The organism is Tissierella pigra (assembly GCF_018917845.1).
Classification (GTDB): domain Bacteria; phylum Bacillota; class Clostridia; order Tissierellales; family Tissierellaceae; genus Tissierella; species Tissierella pigra.
Genome location: NZ_JAHLPJ010000001.1, coordinates 2,766,663 through 2,782,107, shown reverse-complemented (window position 1 = coordinate 2,782,107; position 15,445 = coordinate 2,766,663). Strand labels below are relative to the sequence as shown.

The following is a 15,445-nucleotide window of genomic DNA, read 5'->3' as shown; positions in this document are numbered from 1 at the left end:
ACAGTACCTTATTAAGTACGTCACAAATATGTGATTATACTCTAGCACTATAACGTGTGCATACGTGAATGTCTAAAGTCAACTTCGACAATCAAACTCCGAGACCATATTCAGCTTACTATCCTCTGCTTCTTCTCACCAATTAGAAGCTCTCTGTATGAGTATTCATAAACTTACTCTTCTCTTCAAAGTCATTCTTAATATTAATTTAAAATTCTAACAGCATATTTCAAATTTGTCAACAATAATTTTTATGTTTTTTTAATTTTATTCTAGAGAAGTCAAACATATGTGACACAGACCTCTGAAAAATTTTCTCTGAATAATGCTGTGGTTTTCTTAAATTGCTAGTAATTATTTTGTCAAGGAGGAAAGCGATAGCGATCCTTGATTAAATAATTATTAGTAATACCATCTTAAGCAGCATTTTTAGAGAAGTACTCCTCAACTATTTCATTTGGCGTCTTAAAGTTAAGAATTTTCCTTGCTATGTTATTGTATTTGTTACTATATCTTCTAAATGACTTCTCCATTTCTTTATAGCTACTAAACCGTCTTCTGCTGTAGAATAATTCATTATCTATCCTATGACTACGCTCTACTATACCATTTTGCCATGGTGAATATGGACGAATACGTTTGTGTTTTATATCTAGCTTTTCTAAATACTTTTCAAATCTAGTTTTCTTATTTGTAATATCTTGATCATTAACAAATTCGATTCCATTATCAGTTTGAACCAATTCAACTTTAAATCCTAATTTATCTTCTAATCGTGTTAAAAAGTTAGATGTACTATATGTGCTAAGTTCATTAACTAATTCTAAATATCTCTTTCTTGAATATTCATCAATAGCTGTTATTTGGTAGTATCTGCTATGATTACTTGCAAAGCCAATACATTCATTTGGAACATACTTTACATCTATTTGTACTCTTTCCCCTGGATAAGTAGCAAGGTTTTTATGATAGTTAGATTTAGGATAGCTCACTCTTTTCTTTGCTACATTTAATTTCATTTTTCTTATCTGTCTACACATAGAATCATAGGTTCTTTTATACCCTGCATCTCTTAACTTACGATATATCTGTGCATAACCTTCATGCTGATGGTATCGATGCTTATATCTTATTAAATCTAACTCTTCTTGAGTATGTTGATTAGGATGTGACTTTGGTCTTGTACTTCTATTGGCCAAGGATTTTACATCACCATCATATCTTTTTCTCCAGCGTTGAACTTGCTGACGGCTGGTATGGTATTTTCTAGCTGCCTTAGCATTATTATCATGTTTAATTGCATATTTAACTACCCTTTGACGAAATCTCATCTCTTCTGTTATAATTGTTTTCATAAGGAAAGATCCCTCCGATTTTTGTTTGTTATGGTAAACAACATTATATCAGAGGTCTTTCCTTTTTTCATATTTACTTGTCACAAATGTATTGTCTCATATCAAATTTTTATGTTTTTTTAATTTTATACACTTTTATTATATTTTATGACTATTATTTATCTTCTTTCCATTCTATTATACCATTCCAGTCCTCCAATTTCTCCAGAAGTAACAATATTAGAAAATTGGGATGAGAATAGATTATTGTAAAATCCTATATAAGCATCTGGTGGTCTTATATCTGTTTCATCATGACTCATATAATCTGTATTTTCTAAATTCTCATTTTCAAAATAATTATAAAACTCTAAAGGATCGTTTGTATTGGGAATTCTCATAAATTTTACACCTCCTAAATTTAGTTTTTCCTTTTTAACCTTATATATTTAAACATCTTTTGGTAGAATAAAAAATTAAATTTAACAAATAATATTAAAGGATTGAAAACAAATCATTTTGAAAGGAGTGTAATTATGGCACTTAAAAACACATTAAATTTAAGTAATTTAACTTATCAGGAACTTAATTCAGTAAAGGAAATTGCAGGAGAACACTTAACTATGAGTTGTAAATTTGAAGATTATGCGAATCAAGTTCAAGACCCACAATTAAAACAAATGTTTCAACAAGCAAGTAGCGATGCTAAAATGACAGCTACAAATTTAATCAACTCATTATAAAAGGAGGTAGGAGAAATAATGCAAGAAAGAGATATAGTTAATGATATTCTAGGTGGAACTAAAGCAAGTATAAACTGTTATACTACTGCTATACAAGAATGTGCAAACCAACAATTAAGATCAACTTTACAAACATTAAGAGATGAAGCAGAGCAAATGCAATATCAATTATATCAAATAGCTGAACAAAAAGGATATTACACTCCAGCACCGACAGCTAAATCAAATGATATAAATCAATTAAAAACTACTTTAACATCTGCAGTAAATAGTACGTCATCAGGAAATCAAATGCAATAGTTAAATAAGAACTCCATTTAGGAGTTCTTATTATTTGAATTCATAAATAAAAAAATCTCTTATTGACTTTTCCTATATTTTATGTTAATTTTATTAGTGATAAATAAATACCTTTAATCTAATCCTGTGAGATTAGGAAGGACAGCGGAGATAAAAATAGTACATGATATTCTTGTGCCTTCCTTTATGGAGGGCATTTTTTGACGCTAATCCTTTAAAGATCTTATAGACTATAAGGAGGCATTAAAATGTTAAAAGGAAGAAATTTAATTGACCCACAAGATTTTACAGTGGAAGAACTAGAAGACATTTTTAAATTAGCAGAGGAAATTATAGACAATCCAGAGGACTTTATACATTTATGTGATGGGAAAGTACTGGGGACTTTATTCTTTGAACCTAGTACAAGAACTAGATTAAGCTTTGAAGCTGCAATGCTTAGATTAGGCGGCAAGGTAATAGGTTTTTCAGAACCAAATTCAAGTTCCGTGTCTAAAGGAGAAAACCTAGCAGATACCATAAGAACAGTTGCAGCTTATGCAGATATTATTACTATGCGTCATCCAAAAGAAGGAGCACCTAAATACGCATCATATTATTCAGATGTACCTTTAATCAATGCAGGAGACGGAGGACATCAACATCCAACTCAAACACTTACAGACCTTTTAACAATTAAAGTTGCAAAAGGTAGCTTTTCAAATTTAACCATAGGACTATGTGGAGATCTAAAATTTGGTCGTACGGTTCACTCTTTAATAAAAGCAATATCAAGATATGAAAATATAAAATTTATATTAATATCCCCAAATGAATTGCAAACCCCAGAATATATTAAAACAGAAATTCTTCATAAGAAATCTTTAGATTATGTAGAAGTAGAAAGACTTGAAGAAGTCATAGATAAGCTTGATATTTTATATATGACTAGAGTACAAAAAGAACGTTTCTTCAATGAAGCTGACTATATAAGACTAAAGGATAGTTATATATTGGATAATGGAAAATTGAAAACTGCTAAAAAAGATTTAACAATTCTTCATCCACTACCAAGGGTAAATGAAATAAGCATGGAAGTAGATAATGATCCTAGAGCATGGTATTTTAGACAGGCTAAATATGGAATGTTTGCTAGAATGGCATTAATTGCTAAACTATTGGGGGTGAAATAATGTTAAGTATAAATAGTATTTCAAAAGGAATTGTAATAGATCACATTAAACCAGGATATGGAATTATAATATTTAAACATCTAGGACTTGATAAGGCAGATTTTACTGTAGCGTTAATAATGAACGCTGTAAGTTGCAAACAAGGTCGTAAAGATATTATAAAAATTGAAAATGAAATAGATATAGATTTGGCAATGTTAGGATTTATTGACTCAAATATTACTGTAAATATAATAGAAAATGAAAAAATAAGGGAGAAAATAAATTTATCATTACCAGATAAAGTAGAAGGAATTATAGAATGTAAGAATCCCAGGTGTATAACTTCAGTAGAAAGAGGAATAGTTCATAAATTTGTATTACTTGATGAAAAAGAGGGAACATATAAATGTGAATATTGTGATCAGATATATTCTTGGGAGGGTTAAAATGGAACTTTTAATAAAATCCGTCAGAATAGTAGATGAATCTAAGGATTTCATCGGAGATTTATATATTAAAGATGGAGTAATAAAGGATTTTGCTGACAAATTAGATTATAATTGTAGAAAGATAGATGGAGAAGGCTTGACTCTTATGCCTTCTTTCATAGACCTTCATGTTCACTTTAGAGAACCGGGATTTACTCATAAAGAAGATTTATTTAGTGGAGGATTGGCAGCCCTAAAGGGTGGGTATACTGTAGTTAACTTAATGGGAAATACAAACCCTATATGCAGCTCTATGGATATAGTTGAATATGTGCTAAATAAGGCCAAGGAGCTAGATTTAGTAAATGTTCATCAAACTGTCTCTATTACTAAAGACTTTGATGGAGAAACCTTGGAGCATTTAGATACTTTAGATAGTAGAGTAAAGTTTATATCAGATGATGGCAAAGGTGTAACATCCAATATAGTAATGTATAATGCCATGATAAAGGCAAAGGAAAAAGGATTAACAATAATTACCCATGCAGAAGATGATGATTTAACAGAGATAGACTATAGAATATCAGAAAATATCATTACTATTAGAGATATATATTTATCTAAGGTAACAGGTGGAAAATTACATTTAGCTCATGTAAGCACCATAGAAGCCATAGATGAAATTAGAAGGGCTAAAAAAGAGGGAGTAAATGTGACCTGTGAAGTAACACCACATCATATTGCACTTTATGACAATGATTATAGGGTAAATCCACCTATTAGGACAGCGAAAGATAGAGATGCAATTATTGAAGGAATAATAGATGGAACAGTAGATACAATAGCAACAGACCATGCGCCTCATACTAAAGAGGACAAAGAAAAAGGAGCACCAGGTTTATCTGGAATAGAAACATCTTTTTCGGTGACCTATACTAATCTAGTGAAATCTGGAAAAATAGATTTAATGAAATTATCTAAATTAATGTCAGCTAATGCTGGAAGGATAATGGAGGTTAAAAAAGGCAGAATAGAAAAAGGATATATTGCTGATTTAGTCCTTATAGATTTAAATAAGGAGATTACAATAGACAGTAATACATTCTTATCTAAGGGAAAAAATACTCCCTTTGATGGTATGAATTTCTACGGTGAAGTAATCATGACTTTAAAAGATGGAGAGACAAAGTATGTAAATAAAGAGTATAAAAACTAGGAGTGAAGATATGATAATAGATAAACTTTACAAAGAAGTACAAGCTAAAGGAAATGTCTGTATTGGACTAGACACACATTTAGATTATATTCCTGAGGATATAAAGCTGAAATATAAGGATGTAGATGAAATAATCTTTAGATTTAATAAAAAAATAATAGATTGTACAGAAGATATTACAGCAATTTATAAACTTCAAATAGCATATTACGAAGCTTATGGAATTAAGGGGTTAATAGCCTATAAAAAGACCTTAGAATATTTAAGGAGTCTAAAGGCTCTAACCATAGGAGATATAAAGCGTGGAGATATTCAATCTACGGCAGATATGTATGCAAAGGGGCATTTTGAAGGAGATTTTGAAGTGGACTTTATTACCCTTAATCCATATATGGGATTTGATAGCATTACACCTTATTTCAAATATTTAGATGAAGGAAATAAAGGCATATTTGTACTTCTTAGAACATCTAATCCAGGGGCTAAAGACATTGAATACTTAGATGTAAACGGAGAAAAACTTTATTATCATATTGGAAATAAATTAGAAGAATTAGGAACTAAATATATGGGGCAATTTGGATATAGTTTAATAGGTGGAGTAGTAGGAGGCACTCATACAGATGAGGCAATAGAAATAAGAGAAAGATACAAAAATATGTATTTTTTAATTCCTGGATATGGTGCACAAGGAGCTAAAGGACAAGATGTAAATCTTTATTTAAATAATGGGAACGGCGGAGTTGTAAATTCTTCAAGAGGAATAATAACAGCATATAAAAAGCATGAAGATGGCATCGGAAATTTTGAAAAATATACAAGAGAAGCAGTATTTTCCATGAGGGAGGACATAGGCTATGAAAAGTAGCTATAAAGATGGGATTATTGAATCTAATATAGAAATCAGTGAAAATATATACGAGATTATCCTTAATGGAGACTTTCAAGGTTTTCCAGGACAATTCTATATGATTAGAGGTTGGGAAGCTTTAGATCCATTTTTATCAAGACCTATTTCTATTGCAGATTTAAATAATGGTAAAATTACATTTTTATATGAAGTTAAAGGTAGAGGAACTCATATTATATCTAAGCTTAAAAAAGGAGATAAATTAAGTATACTAGGACCATTGGGCAATGGATTTAATATAAATACAAAGGGAAAAATTGCTTTAATATCTGGTGGAATAGGTATTGCACCAATGTTATATCTGGCTAAAAGCCTTAATATAAATGTAGATTTATACTGTGGCTTTAGAGATAAACCATATTTTTTAGAAACCATAGGACAATATGTAGATAATATATTTGTGGCAACAGATAATGGTGTAGAAGGACACAAAGGTTTTGTAACTGAATTATTTAATCCTATGGAATATGATTTAGTTTATACCTGTGGTCCAACTCCTATGATGAAAGTAGTAATGAATATATGTAAAGGAAAAGTACCTTTATATATTTCAATGGAAAATAGAATGGCTTGTGGAATAGGTGCTTGTCTTGGATGTACTGTGGAGACCATAAGGGGAATAGAAAGAGTATGTAAAGAAGGACCAGTATTTAAAGGGGAGGAGATAACTATTGACTAAGGTAAATATCTGCGGAATAGAATTTAAAAATCCTGTCATAGCTGCATCTGGTACCTTTGGATTTGGGAGAGAATTTGAGGAGTATTTTTCTATAGAAAAATTAGGTGGTATTTCTACTAAGGGACTTACATTAAATAAAAGGGATGGAAATAAAGGCATAAGAATTCATGAAACACCATCAGGGCTAATGAACAGCATAGGATTACAAAATCCTGGAGTAAAGGGATTTATCGAAGAAGAATTGCCATTTATGGAGAAGAAAGATACTGTAATATTGGCTAATTTAGGTGGTAGCACCATAGATGATTATTTAGAAGGAATAGAACTTTTAAATGAAACTTCAGTTCATATGATTGAACTAAATATTTCATGCCCCAATGTAAAGGAAGGCGGAATGGCATTTGGCATAAAATGCAATACTGCATCAGAAGTAGTAAAGAAGGCCAAAAGTATATCGAAAAAACCAATGATAGTAAAATTGTCTCCCAATGCTGAAAACATAAAAGAAATGGCTTATGCCTGTGTGGAAGCTGGGGCAGATGGACTGTCACTTGTAAACACATTTAATGCACTTGCCATAGATATTTATAAAAGGAAACCTATATTTAATAATATAACAGCAGGATTATCAGGACCATGTATTAAACCAATAGCTTTAAGGATGGTATATGAAGTAAGCAAGGTAGTGAACGTTCCAATAATAGGTATAGGAGGAATAATAAGTTCTGAGGATGCTATAGAATTTATTATGGCAGGAGCCACTGCCATTCAAGTAGGTAGCGGAAACTTTATTAATCCTAATATTTCTATAGATATTATTCATGGGATTGAGAGGTTTATGGAGAAAGAAGGAATTAAATCGTTGGAAGAAATCAGAGGAATAATTTAAAAACAGTGAATAGTTATTCACTAAATCAAGGGAGGAAAAAATATGATTATTGATTTACTTAAAGAATCAGATGCTTTACTTGAAGGACATTTTTTACTATCTTCAGGTAAACATAGCGATAGATATGTACAATGTGCAAAACTATTGCAATATCCAGATAAGGCAGCAAAAGCAGTATCATTTATTGTTGAAAAAGTTAAGGATTTGGATATAGATATAGTAGTGGGACCTGCCATGGGTGGAATTATAGTGGCTTACGAACTAGGTCGCCAATTAGGTAAACCTGCTGTATTTACTGAAAGAGAAGATGGGGAAATGAAGTTAAAAAGAGGATTTCATATAGAAAAGGGACAGAGAGTGATTATATCTGAAGATGTAGTAACTACTGGAAAATCAGCTTATGAAGCTATTAAGGTAGTAGAAGAACATGGAGGAATAGTAGTAGGCATAGCTTGTATTGCCAATAGGTCTAAAGGAGATATTAAATATCCTATTTATGGAGGAACTGATTTAGAAATAAAAACATATGATAAAGAGGAATGTCCTTTATGTAAAGAAGGACTAGAGATAGTAAAACCTGGAAGTAGAAAGATATAGTGATGCATGAGATGAATTCTCATGCAGTACTACGGCAAGGGAAGTAAGTTGACTTTCTTTAAATGATAATATAATTTCAACATTGCTTTAATACATAATCGAATATTAGAAAGATTCATCTAATTTTAACTAGATGAATCTTTTTTGTTAAGAACTTATATTAATTGTTTTTGATATATTATATTCAATCAATACCTTATATAATAAAATTTGAGTTGTATATTATAATGGATGGTACTTTCAAATATCGAGCAGTTATTAGCTCACGAGATTAATGGGAAAAACAAGAAAATGAAATATAGGAGTGAGGTAGGGTTATGTTAATCCGTAAATTATATGATGAGGAATTATATAAGGCTGTTGATTTACTAATTGAATGTTGGAATGATGATTATAGGGGAGTTGTTCTGACTAATACGATAGATAGAGAAGAAAAACTGAAATATCTTACGTCATGGATAAACGAAAAATATGATGATATAAGGCGGATTTATGGAGCTTTTGATGGAGAAAAATTTGCTGGTTTTGTAGGAGCAAGTATAGCGGAGAGGGAAGACAGTGATGATGGAGTAGAACTAAGTTATCTGTTTGTAAAACGGGAATATCGGAGACGTGGACTTGGTATTAAATTGATTAAAAGCATAGTAGATGAATTTAAGGTGTACGGATTTAGAGAGCTAATAGTGTATAATTGGCATGAAGTATCTTCTAATAAATACTATTTATATCTAGGTGGAAAAGTAAAAAAGCAGGTTGTTCAATCTCCTAAAGGGAAAGATACATTAGTTGACGTATTTGTTTGGAATTTAGCAGATATTATCAAAACATTAAATGACATGTTATATGCAAGAGATGTTCAGCATGGTGGGCTTCATGTGAAGAAAAAGCTTGATGAAAGCATCATAATCACAACAGACTGTTCGAATGATGACTATGATTGTGTTTGTAAAGGACTATTTAAACATAATGTAATGAAGACAGAAGGAGTATTAAGAAAGCCGGGTATTGATATTAATTTATATCTTAAAACTTCTGATGAAGAAACAATAGGAGCAATCTTATGTGATACTTTTAATTATTGCATGTATATTGATGTAATGTGGATTAATGAAAAATATAGAGGAAAAGGATACGGCAGGATATTGATTACTGAAGCAGAGAGAATGGCTAGAGAATATGGATGTATTTTTGCCCATACGTGTACATTTAGTTATCAATCACCATGGTTCTATAAAAGATGTGGATATGAGGTATTCTCTATACTAGATGATTACCCTGATGGTATAAAGCAGTACTTTTTAAAGAAAAGGTTCTAGGATAAATATGAGTTTCAGGGAAGAAAGAGGGAAACTATGGATATTGAAATTGTTAAAGTAAAAGAGGAAGAAAAAGAAATATTAGCACATTTAATTGAATTATATGAATATGACTTTTCGGAGTATGAAAATAATGATGTGAATTTTTTGTAATGAAGAAGTATCGCAGAAAGGGAATTGGAAGATATGCTGCCAAAAAGGTAGTTGAGCTGCACCCTGGAAAATGGGAATTAACGGTTCATCCTAATAATCAGGCATCGCATGTTTTTTGGGAAGCAGTAATAAAAGAAATCGTAGGTGAAGACTTTAATAAGTATTTAGATGTTAAAGATGTTTATGATGATACATTGGCAACTGCTTATACTTTTAGCAATAGATGAAATACAATTTAAATATTTCCTTTTAAAAGCACGTCACTTATATCAATACTGGTATAATGTCGTGCTTTTAACAAAACATCGAACTAAAAATATTTATTATTATCACTTATATATATTTGCTTTTTCAAAGAATATATTATAATATAAAAATATGATTTTTAACGATATAATAAATTTATAAGGTGGTGTTTTCAATGTACTTAAAGAATTATAAAACCGGCACATCCTCCATGCAAAGTCATACAAGATAAACGGTGGCAATTAGTTTGTATGGAGTAAAATGGTATGATTGCCAATATTCATTCTAACTTGTTTATGAATAAGTTGTTTATAATGTAGACTTTGCGTCCTTAGAACAAAATTTTTTAAGGGGTGAGGTTAGAATGAAATATATTAAAGCAAATAATATTTTCCCAGAAGAATTATTAGAACAAATACAAAAATATGTACAAGGGGAATTAGTATATATTCCTAAGCCAGAAGGGGTTAGAAAGAAATGGGGAGAAAATTCAGGTCATAGAGTATATTTAGATCATAGAAACAGCCAAATTCGTGAAAAGTTTCTTGTGGGATTATCTATGGATGAACTGTCAGAGGAATTTTGCCTTTCCATTGAAAGTATTAAAAGAATTGTTTATTCTAAATAAAATATTAAAAAGATTCATCTAACTTTAATTAGGTGAATCTTTTTTGTTAAGAACTTATATTAATTGTTCTTGATATATTATATTCAGCCAATGCTCTATATAATAAAAATTAAGAAATCATATATTTTAAAACTTATATTTATGGAGGATAAATAAATGAAAGAAATTGATTTAAACAAACATGCTTGGGGCCAAGTATCGAAAGATCATTATGAAGCATTTAAAAAAAAGCTATTAAATGAGACCCATGAGTTTAATATGTATATAAAAAATGAAATTGGTGATTTAAAAGGCAAAAGGGTTATACATCTTCAATGTAATACAGGAGCTGACACAATACTTTTAGCAAAGATGGGAGCAAGAGAAGTAATAGGTGTTGATTTAGTACCAGATAATATTTTTTATGCTAAAAGGCTTGCCAATGATCTAAATGTAGAAAATATTGATTTCATTGAGTCTGATATTATGACATTAATGGAAAAACATAATGAAAAATATGATGTAGTTTTTGTTTCGGAAGGTGCTATTGGTTGGCTTCCAGACCTGAATAAGTGGGCAAAAACGATTAGACATCTTTTAAACGATAATGGATTTGTTTACGTTTTTGATTCTCATCCGTTTTTCTTGACCTTTAATACAGATAAACTTGCGAAAAATGAAATGGAGATTCAGTATCCCTACTTCAGCAAAATTCCTGATGAGGAAGATTCAATTGGTGGATATGTTTCAGCACCCAAACATGGTGTAAAAGCATATTTTTGGATGTACACAGTTTCTGACATCATTAATGCTCTTACAAATGCTGGTTTGCATATAAATTACTTTAATGAATATAAGGAAAACTTCTTCAATGCTGGGGGCATGAAAAATGTAGGGAATGGATTGTTTAACCTTGAATATAATGTTGATAAATTTCCGATGTCATTTAGCATAAAAGCCACTGTTTATTAGTTAAGTCATAATAACTTGTTATATAGAAATACAAATACTAAAAGCTATAGGATTCCTGAAATCTCATAGCTTTTAGTGCTTTGTTTTTGAGTAAATAATGGAAGGAGTATTAACTTAACAGAATATAACCTTGGAAATTATTTATTATTTTTTGTTTCTTTATATAAATCTGAACCAATAGTTTCATCTTTATCTTTAACTATAGAATCTAATAGATTTCCATTGGTCCCAAGCAATACATCTTCTGGTATGCTTATAAAACTACCTCGTGGTGGAAAATCTTCACTATTTCGATAAAATCCTGTTTTTTTCCAATCCTCATTATCATTGGAAATGTTGGAGTTTGTTTTGTTGACAGGTTCAGTATAATAAGGTTGATTAAATTTATGTTTATCTTTCAAATAAATCACCTCCATATAATAATAGTATTTACAAGATAACAATTAATATTAAGGAAAAGTTTTCTATAATGTGTTATTAACATATTTAATTTTTATATTAATAATTTTAAAGTATAAATTAAATATGTTAATTAATGTGTTGACAAAATTAACAAAATATACTAATATCATATTAGGAAATAAAAAGTAAGATAATTTTGAATTATAAAACGGGGGGATAATATGAAAGAACTTTTAATGAAACGGAAATCACGATTTATGATGTACATATTGGCTTGTTTTATACCAGTGTTAGATAGTACTTTAGTAAATTTAGTTATGTCAATGATAATAGGTAGTATTCAAGTAGGTACAAAGGAAAACTTCCTTAAGGTTTTATGGCTTTCATTGGGAGTTATAATATTAGGTGCTATATTATATATCGTGTCTAGATTTATGAGAATATCCTATATGAGAGACACATTACTTGATGTTAGACTTTTAGCCTTTCATAAGATATTAAACTCATCTTATAAAGAATTTAGTAAAAAGTCTAAGGATACTTATATTTCAAATTTAATCAACGATATAAATTTATTTGAAAGCAATTTTTTCTTACAACTTATTAATGTAATATATCGTGGAGGTATATATGTAGTATCTCTGACTATTATAGCTTTTTTAGATTTAAAGTTCGCCATAGGTGCATTTGCAATTTCAATATTTTTATTCTTAATTAGTAAGACCTTTGAAAAAAAGACAATATCTCTTCAGGAAGAAGTATCAGAATATAATGAAGATTTTGCTGTAAATATATCCAATACATTTAATGGATTAGAAATATTGAAATTAAACAATATTGAAGATCAATTTCTTTCAAAATCATTGAAATCCATTATAGGACTTGAGAAAAAGAAATTTAGTTACAATGTTTATACAGATAGTCAAAGAAGAGTTATGGAGTTCTTAGGATTTGGATTTGTAATGATTGCTCTAGTATATTTATCCACTTTAATGAGTAAAGGAATATCTTTAACTAAAATTACTTATATGTTTCAATTGTCCAACGGCTGTATATGGAATATTACATCTATTTTACCTTTATTTAATCAATTGAAATCATCAGCTAAAATATTTGATAAAATCACAAAAGTAGATGAGGAAAATTCAACAGCAGTAGATAAAGAAAAAGATTTTGTATTTACAGATAAAATCAAAGTAAAAGATTTATATTTTGAATATGATGGAAAAGAAATACTTAAAGATGCCTCTTTTACCATAGAGAAGGGGAAAAAGTATTTGCTTAAAGGAGCCAGTGGTGCAGGTAAATCTACTTTAATTAAACTTTTATCCATGACTTATGATGATTATAAAGGTGAAATAATAGTAGATAATGTGTCCTATAAAGATATAAAAGAATCCAGCTTAAATGACAAGGTTTCCTTTATATATCAAGATGTGTTCTTATTTGAAGATACTATCTACAATAATATAGCTTTATATAAATCTTATGAGGAAGAAAGAATTTTAAGAGCCGCAAATCAAGCGGGGTTAGATGGACTTATTGGAAAAAAAGAAAATGGAATAAATGAAATGCTGATGGAGAATGGAAAGAATCTATCTGGTGGAGAAAGACAAAGAATTTCTATTGCAAGAGCCATAGTAAAAGATTCAGAGATACTATTTGTAGATGAGGGGACATCAAGCCTTGATGAAGAATTAGGCAGAAAGGTAGAAGAAACTATTCTTTCCTTGGATTGTACAGTTATTGCCATATCCCATAGATATTATGAAGGAATAACAGAGAAATATGACTATGTATTGGAAATTAAAAATCAGCATATCTACAAATATGATTCAAAAGAATATTTTATGGAGGTGGCAATATGAAGAAAACCATAAGGAAATCTATGATATATTTGATTTTAGCATTTTTAGTATTGACTATTGGAATCTCCATAGATGGATATGTAAGTATCAGCATGATGAAAATAATAGACTCAGCCTTAGAAGGCAATATGACGTTGTTTAAAAGTGAAGCTGTGAAAATATTTATACTTATTGGATTATCACTTCCATTTAGTATTTTGATTTCATATACAAGAGGATTATACATATATAAATCCTTAGTAAAAACAAAGATAACTTATATGGAAAGATTATTTGCTAAAAATATAAATGAGTTTCAAGCTGAGAATAATGGAGTATACTTATCATCTATGACTAATGATATGAACAATATAGAGAAAAAATATTTAGAAGGAATATATGAAGTTGGAAATAGTTTTATTGGTTTTTTAATATCATTTATAGTTATAGCTTCTGTAAGTCCATGGGCTTTGTTTATTGGAATCGGTATATCTGTAGCATCTGTTGTTTTATCAATGATAGTAGGAAAACCATTACAAAAACATGAAAAACATAGGGCAGAATTATTTGAAGGATATACATCATATATAAAAGAAGTTCTTGGAGCCTTTCAAATAATTAAAGCTAATAATTTAAATGAAAAAGTAAAAGATGATTTTTATAATAAAAGTAAAGATATTCAATATAAGGGATATACAATAGATAAAATTCATACTTATACTCTGTCTATACAACAGTTTATAGTATATGCTTCTACCTTTTCTATTTTACTTATATCAGCGTTTATGGCAATAAAGGGTTCCATTACTACAGGAGCAGTTATTTTAATAATAAATAATATGGGCAGAGTAATATTTCCACTGATGAATTTAGGAGAGTGGTTTCCAAAAATATTTTCAGTAAAATCATTATTTACAAAACTAGATCATAGTCTTGAAAATCATGAGGATTACGAGGAAACAACGGAGTTAAATAATTTTAAAAATACAATAGAATTTCAAAATGTATTCTTTAGCTATGATAATAAGGAGATTTTAAATGATATTAGCTTAAATATTACTAAAGGTGAAAAATATTTGGTAATAGGACCTAGTGGCGGTGGTAAATCTACTTTGCTTAAACTTTTAAGGAAATACTTTAACCCTACCAAAGGTAAAATATTAGTAGATGGAAATGACTTAAAGGATCTTAAGAAGGAGAGCTATTTTAAAAATATTTCCAATGTAGAACAACAAGTATTTTTATTTGAAGATACCCTCCGTAACAATATTGCTTTATACAAAGACTATAATGATGATGAGATTAATCTTGCAATAGATAAAGCTGGTCTAAAAGACTTTTTAAAGGCTTTACCAAATGGATTAGATACTATGATTTATGATAATGGAAAAAATATTTCTGGAGGAGAACGGTCTAGAATAGCCATAGCAAGAGGACTTCTAAATAAGTCAGATATAATATTTCTTGATGAGGCATTTGCAAGTTTAGATAGTAATGTAGCAAGGGAAATAGAAAATACATTACTTGATTTAGAAGGAGTGACCATAGTAAATGTAAGTCATGTAATATTTGAAGAGACTAAGAATAGATATAATAAAGTTTTTACAGTAAAGAATAAGGCTGTTATATAAATAGGCTAGAGTAGAGGACTC

Annotated in this window: 18 protein-coding genes and 1 other annotated feature (1 of these 19 running past the window's edge); of the genes, 15 read left to right on the top strand and 3 right to left on the bottom strand. The window is 29.6% G+C overall.

What is annotated here, in order from left to right:
• Positions 1 to 198 (bottom strand) — a binding site (T-box leader); it reaches 54 nt to the left of the window's first position.
• Between the two features lie 218 nt (positions 199 to 416).
• Together KQI41_RS13680 and KQI41_RS13675 are read right to left on the bottom strand one after the other, a co-directional pair.
• A complete protein-coding gene (locus KQI41_RS13680) occupies positions 417 to 1,355 on the bottom strand; it encodes a DDE-type integrase/transposase/recombinase (RefSeq protein ID WP_216584566.1) in 939 nt (312 codons plus the stop codon).
• Between the two features lie 158 nt (positions 1,356 to 1,513).
• Positions 1,514 to 1,735 carry a hypothetical protein gene (locus tag KQI41_RS13675; RefSeq protein ID WP_154439402.1) on the bottom strand — a complete coding sequence of 74 codons (222 nt, stop codon included), beginning with the start codon at positions 1,733 to 1,735 and terminating at the stop codon, positions 1,514 to 1,516.
• Between the two features lie 135 nt (positions 1,736 to 1,870).
• On the opposite strand from KQI41_RS13675, the gene KQI41_RS13670 reads away from it, so the two are divergent.
• The 13 genes from KQI41_RS13670 (at position 1,871) to KQI41_RS13610 (ending at position 11,544) form a co-directional block, all read left to right on the top strand.
• On the top strand, positions 1,871 to 2,077 hold the full coding sequence (locus tag KQI41_RS13670) for a hypothetical protein (RefSeq protein ID WP_229768505.1): 207 nt from the start codon (positions 1,871 to 1,873) through the stop codon (positions 2,075 to 2,077).
• Positions 2,078 to 2,095: 18 nt separating this feature from the next.
• Entirely contained in the window at positions 2,096 to 2,377 is a 282-nt protein-coding gene (locus tag KQI41_RS13665; protein ID WP_154439400.1) for a spore coat protein, read from the top strand.
• Positions 2,378 to 2,625: 248 nt separating this feature from the next.
• The gene (pyrB, locus tag KQI41_RS13660; protein WP_154439399.1) at positions 2,626 to 3,549 is read left to right on the top strand and encodes an aspartate carbamoyltransferase; all 924 of its coding nucleotides are present in this window, start codon (positions 2,626 to 2,628) and stop codon (positions 3,547 to 3,549) included.
• Complete coding sequence (locus KQI41_RS13655; protein ID WP_154439398.1) at positions 3,549 to 3,977, top strand: aspartate carbamoyltransferase regulatory subunit; 429 nt, start codon at positions 3,549 to 3,551, stop codon at positions 3,975 to 3,977. Before pyrB ends, KQI41_RS13655 begins: the two co-directional genes overlap by 1 nt.
• A 1-nt stretch (position 3,978) precedes the next feature.
• Positions 3,979 to 5,175 carry a dihydroorotase gene (locus KQI41_RS13650; protein ID WP_154439397.1) on the top strand — a complete coding sequence of 399 codons (1,197 nt, stop codon included), beginning with the start codon at positions 3,979 to 3,981 and terminating at the stop codon, positions 5,173 to 5,175.
• A gap of 10 nt (positions 5,176 to 5,185) precedes the next feature.
• The gene (gene pyrF, locus KQI41_RS13645) at positions 5,186 to 6,043 is read left to right on the top strand and encodes an orotidine-5'-phosphate decarboxylase (protein WP_154439396.1); all 858 of its coding nucleotides are present in this window, start codon (positions 5,186 to 5,188) and stop codon (positions 6,041 to 6,043) included.
• On the top strand, positions 6,033 to 6,764 hold the full coding sequence (locus KQI41_RS13640; protein ID WP_154439395.1) for a dihydroorotate dehydrogenase electron transfer subunit: 732 nt from the start codon (positions 6,033 to 6,035) through the stop codon (positions 6,762 to 6,764). The genes pyrF and KQI41_RS13640 overlap by 11 nt, the downstream gene beginning before the upstream one ends.
• On the top strand, positions 6,757 to 7,653 hold the full coding sequence (locus KQI41_RS13635) for a dihydroorotate dehydrogenase (RefSeq protein WP_154439394.1): 897 nt from the start codon (positions 6,757 to 6,759) through the stop codon (positions 7,651 to 7,653). Before KQI41_RS13640 ends, KQI41_RS13635 begins: the two co-directional genes overlap by 8 nt.
• 42 nt (positions 7,654 to 7,695) lie before the next feature.
• A complete protein-coding gene (gene pyrE, locus KQI41_RS13630; protein WP_154439393.1) occupies positions 7,696 to 8,250 on the top strand; it encodes an orotate phosphoribosyltransferase in 555 nt (184 codons plus the stop codon).
• 317 nt (positions 8,251 to 8,567) lie between these two features.
• The gene (locus KQI41_RS13625) at positions 8,568 to 9,566 is read left to right on the top strand and encodes a GNAT family N-acetyltransferase (RefSeq protein ID WP_154439392.1); all 999 of its coding nucleotides are present in this window, start codon (positions 8,568 to 8,570) and stop codon (positions 9,564 to 9,566) included.
• A 152-nt stretch (positions 9,567 to 9,718) separates the two neighbouring features.
• Complete coding sequence (locus KQI41_RS13620) at positions 9,719 to 9,946, top strand: GNAT family N-acetyltransferase (protein ID WP_154439391.1); 228 nt, start codon at positions 9,719 to 9,721, stop codon at positions 9,944 to 9,946.
• Positions 9,947 to 10,329: 383 nt separating this feature from the next.
• Entirely contained in the window at positions 10,330 to 10,593 is a 264-nt protein-coding gene (locus KQI41_RS13615) for a CD3324 family protein (RefSeq protein ID WP_154439390.1), read from the top strand.
• Between the two features lie 156 nt (positions 10,594 to 10,749).
• The gene (locus KQI41_RS13610; RefSeq protein ID WP_154439389.1) at positions 10,750 to 11,544 is read left to right on the top strand and encodes a class I SAM-dependent methyltransferase; all 795 of its coding nucleotides are present in this window, start codon (positions 10,750 to 10,752) and stop codon (positions 11,542 to 11,544) included.
• 137 nt (positions 11,545 to 11,681) lie between these two features.
• Here the strand turns inward: KQI41_RS13610 and KQI41_RS13605 are convergent, their stop codons facing one another.
• Positions 11,682 to 11,945 (bottom strand): hypothetical protein, encoded by a 264-nt coding sequence (locus KQI41_RS13605; RefSeq protein WP_154439388.1) that lies wholly within the window; start codon positions 11,943 to 11,945, stop codon positions 11,682 to 11,684.
• 222 nt (positions 11,946 to 12,167) lie between these two features.
• Here KQI41_RS13605 and KQI41_RS13600 point away from each other — a divergent pair, with 222 nt between their 5' ends.
• Together KQI41_RS13600 and KQI41_RS13595 are read left to right on the top strand one after the other, a co-directional pair.
• Positions 12,168 to 13,814, top strand: coding sequence for an ABC transporter ATP-binding protein (locus tag KQI41_RS13600; RefSeq protein WP_216585484.1), 1,647 nt, complete (start codon positions 12,168 to 12,170; stop codon positions 13,812 to 13,814).
• Complete coding sequence (locus KQI41_RS13595; RefSeq protein WP_154439386.1) at positions 13,811 to 15,424, top strand: ABC transporter ATP-binding protein; 1,614 nt, start codon at positions 13,811 to 13,813, stop codon at positions 15,422 to 15,424. Before KQI41_RS13600 ends, KQI41_RS13595 begins: the two co-directional genes overlap by 4 nt.
• The last annotated feature ends 21 nt before the right edge of the window (positions 15,425 to 15,445 follow it).

Excerpts from the sequence above, each read along its gene's own strand:
- KQI41_RS13680 (WP_216584566.1), bottom strand. The coding sequence starts at position 1,355 with ATGAAAACAATTATAACAGAAGAGATGAGATTTCGTCAAAGGGTAGTT.
- KQI41_RS13675 (WP_154439402.1), bottom strand. The coding sequence starts at position 1,735 with ATGAGAATTCCCAATACAAACGATCCTTTAGAGTTTTATAATTATTTT.
- KQI41_RS13670 (WP_229768505.1), top strand. The coding sequence starts at position 1,871 with ATGGCACTTAAAAACACATTAAATTTAAGTAATTTAACTTATCAGGAA.
- pyrE (WP_154439393.1), top strand. The coding sequence starts at position 7,696 with ATGATTATTGATTTACTTAAAGAATCAGATGCTTTACTTGAAGGACAT.
- KQI41_RS13650 (WP_154439397.1), top strand. The coding sequence starts at position 3,979 with ATGGAACTTTTAATAAAATCCGTCAGAATAGTAGATGAATCTAAGGAT.
- KQI41_RS13615 (WP_154439390.1), top strand. The coding sequence starts at position 10,330 with ATGAAATATATTAAAGCAAATAATATTTTCCCAGAAGAATTATTAGAA.
- pyrB (WP_154439399.1), top strand. The coding sequence starts at position 2,626 with ATGTTAAAAGGAAGAAATTTAATTGACCCACAAGATTTTACAGTGGAA.
- KQI41_RS13655 (WP_154439398.1), top strand. The coding sequence starts at position 3,549 with ATGTTAAGTATAAATAGTATTTCAAAAGGAATTGTAATAGATCACATT.
- KQI41_RS13595 (WP_154439386.1), top strand. The coding sequence starts at position 13,811 with ATGAAGAAAACCATAAGGAAATCTATGATATATTTGATTTTAGCATTT.
- pyrF (WP_154439396.1), top strand. The coding sequence starts at position 5,186 with ATGATAATAGATAAACTTTACAAAGAAGTACAAGCTAAAGGAAATGTC.
- KQI41_RS13625 (WP_154439392.1), top strand. The coding sequence starts at position 8,568 with ATGTTAATCCGTAAATTATATGATGAGGAATTATATAAGGCTGTTGAT.
- KQI41_RS13610 (WP_154439389.1), top strand. The coding sequence starts at position 10,750 with ATGAAAGAAATTGATTTAAACAAACATGCTTGGGGCCAAGTATCGAAA.
- KQI41_RS13665 (WP_154439400.1), top strand. The coding sequence starts at position 2,096 with ATGCAAGAAAGAGATATAGTTAATGATATTCTAGGTGGAACTAAAGCA.
- KQI41_RS13600 (WP_216585484.1), top strand. The coding sequence starts at position 12,168 with ATGAAAGAACTTTTAATGAAACGGAAATCACGATTTATGATGTACATA.
- KQI41_RS13640 (WP_154439395.1), top strand. The coding sequence starts at position 6,033 with ATGAAAAGTAGCTATAAAGATGGGATTATTGAATCTAATATAGAAATC.
- KQI41_RS13620 (WP_154439391.1), top strand. The coding sequence starts at position 9,719 with ATGAAGAAGTATCGCAGAAAGGGAATTGGAAGATATGCTGCCAAAAAG.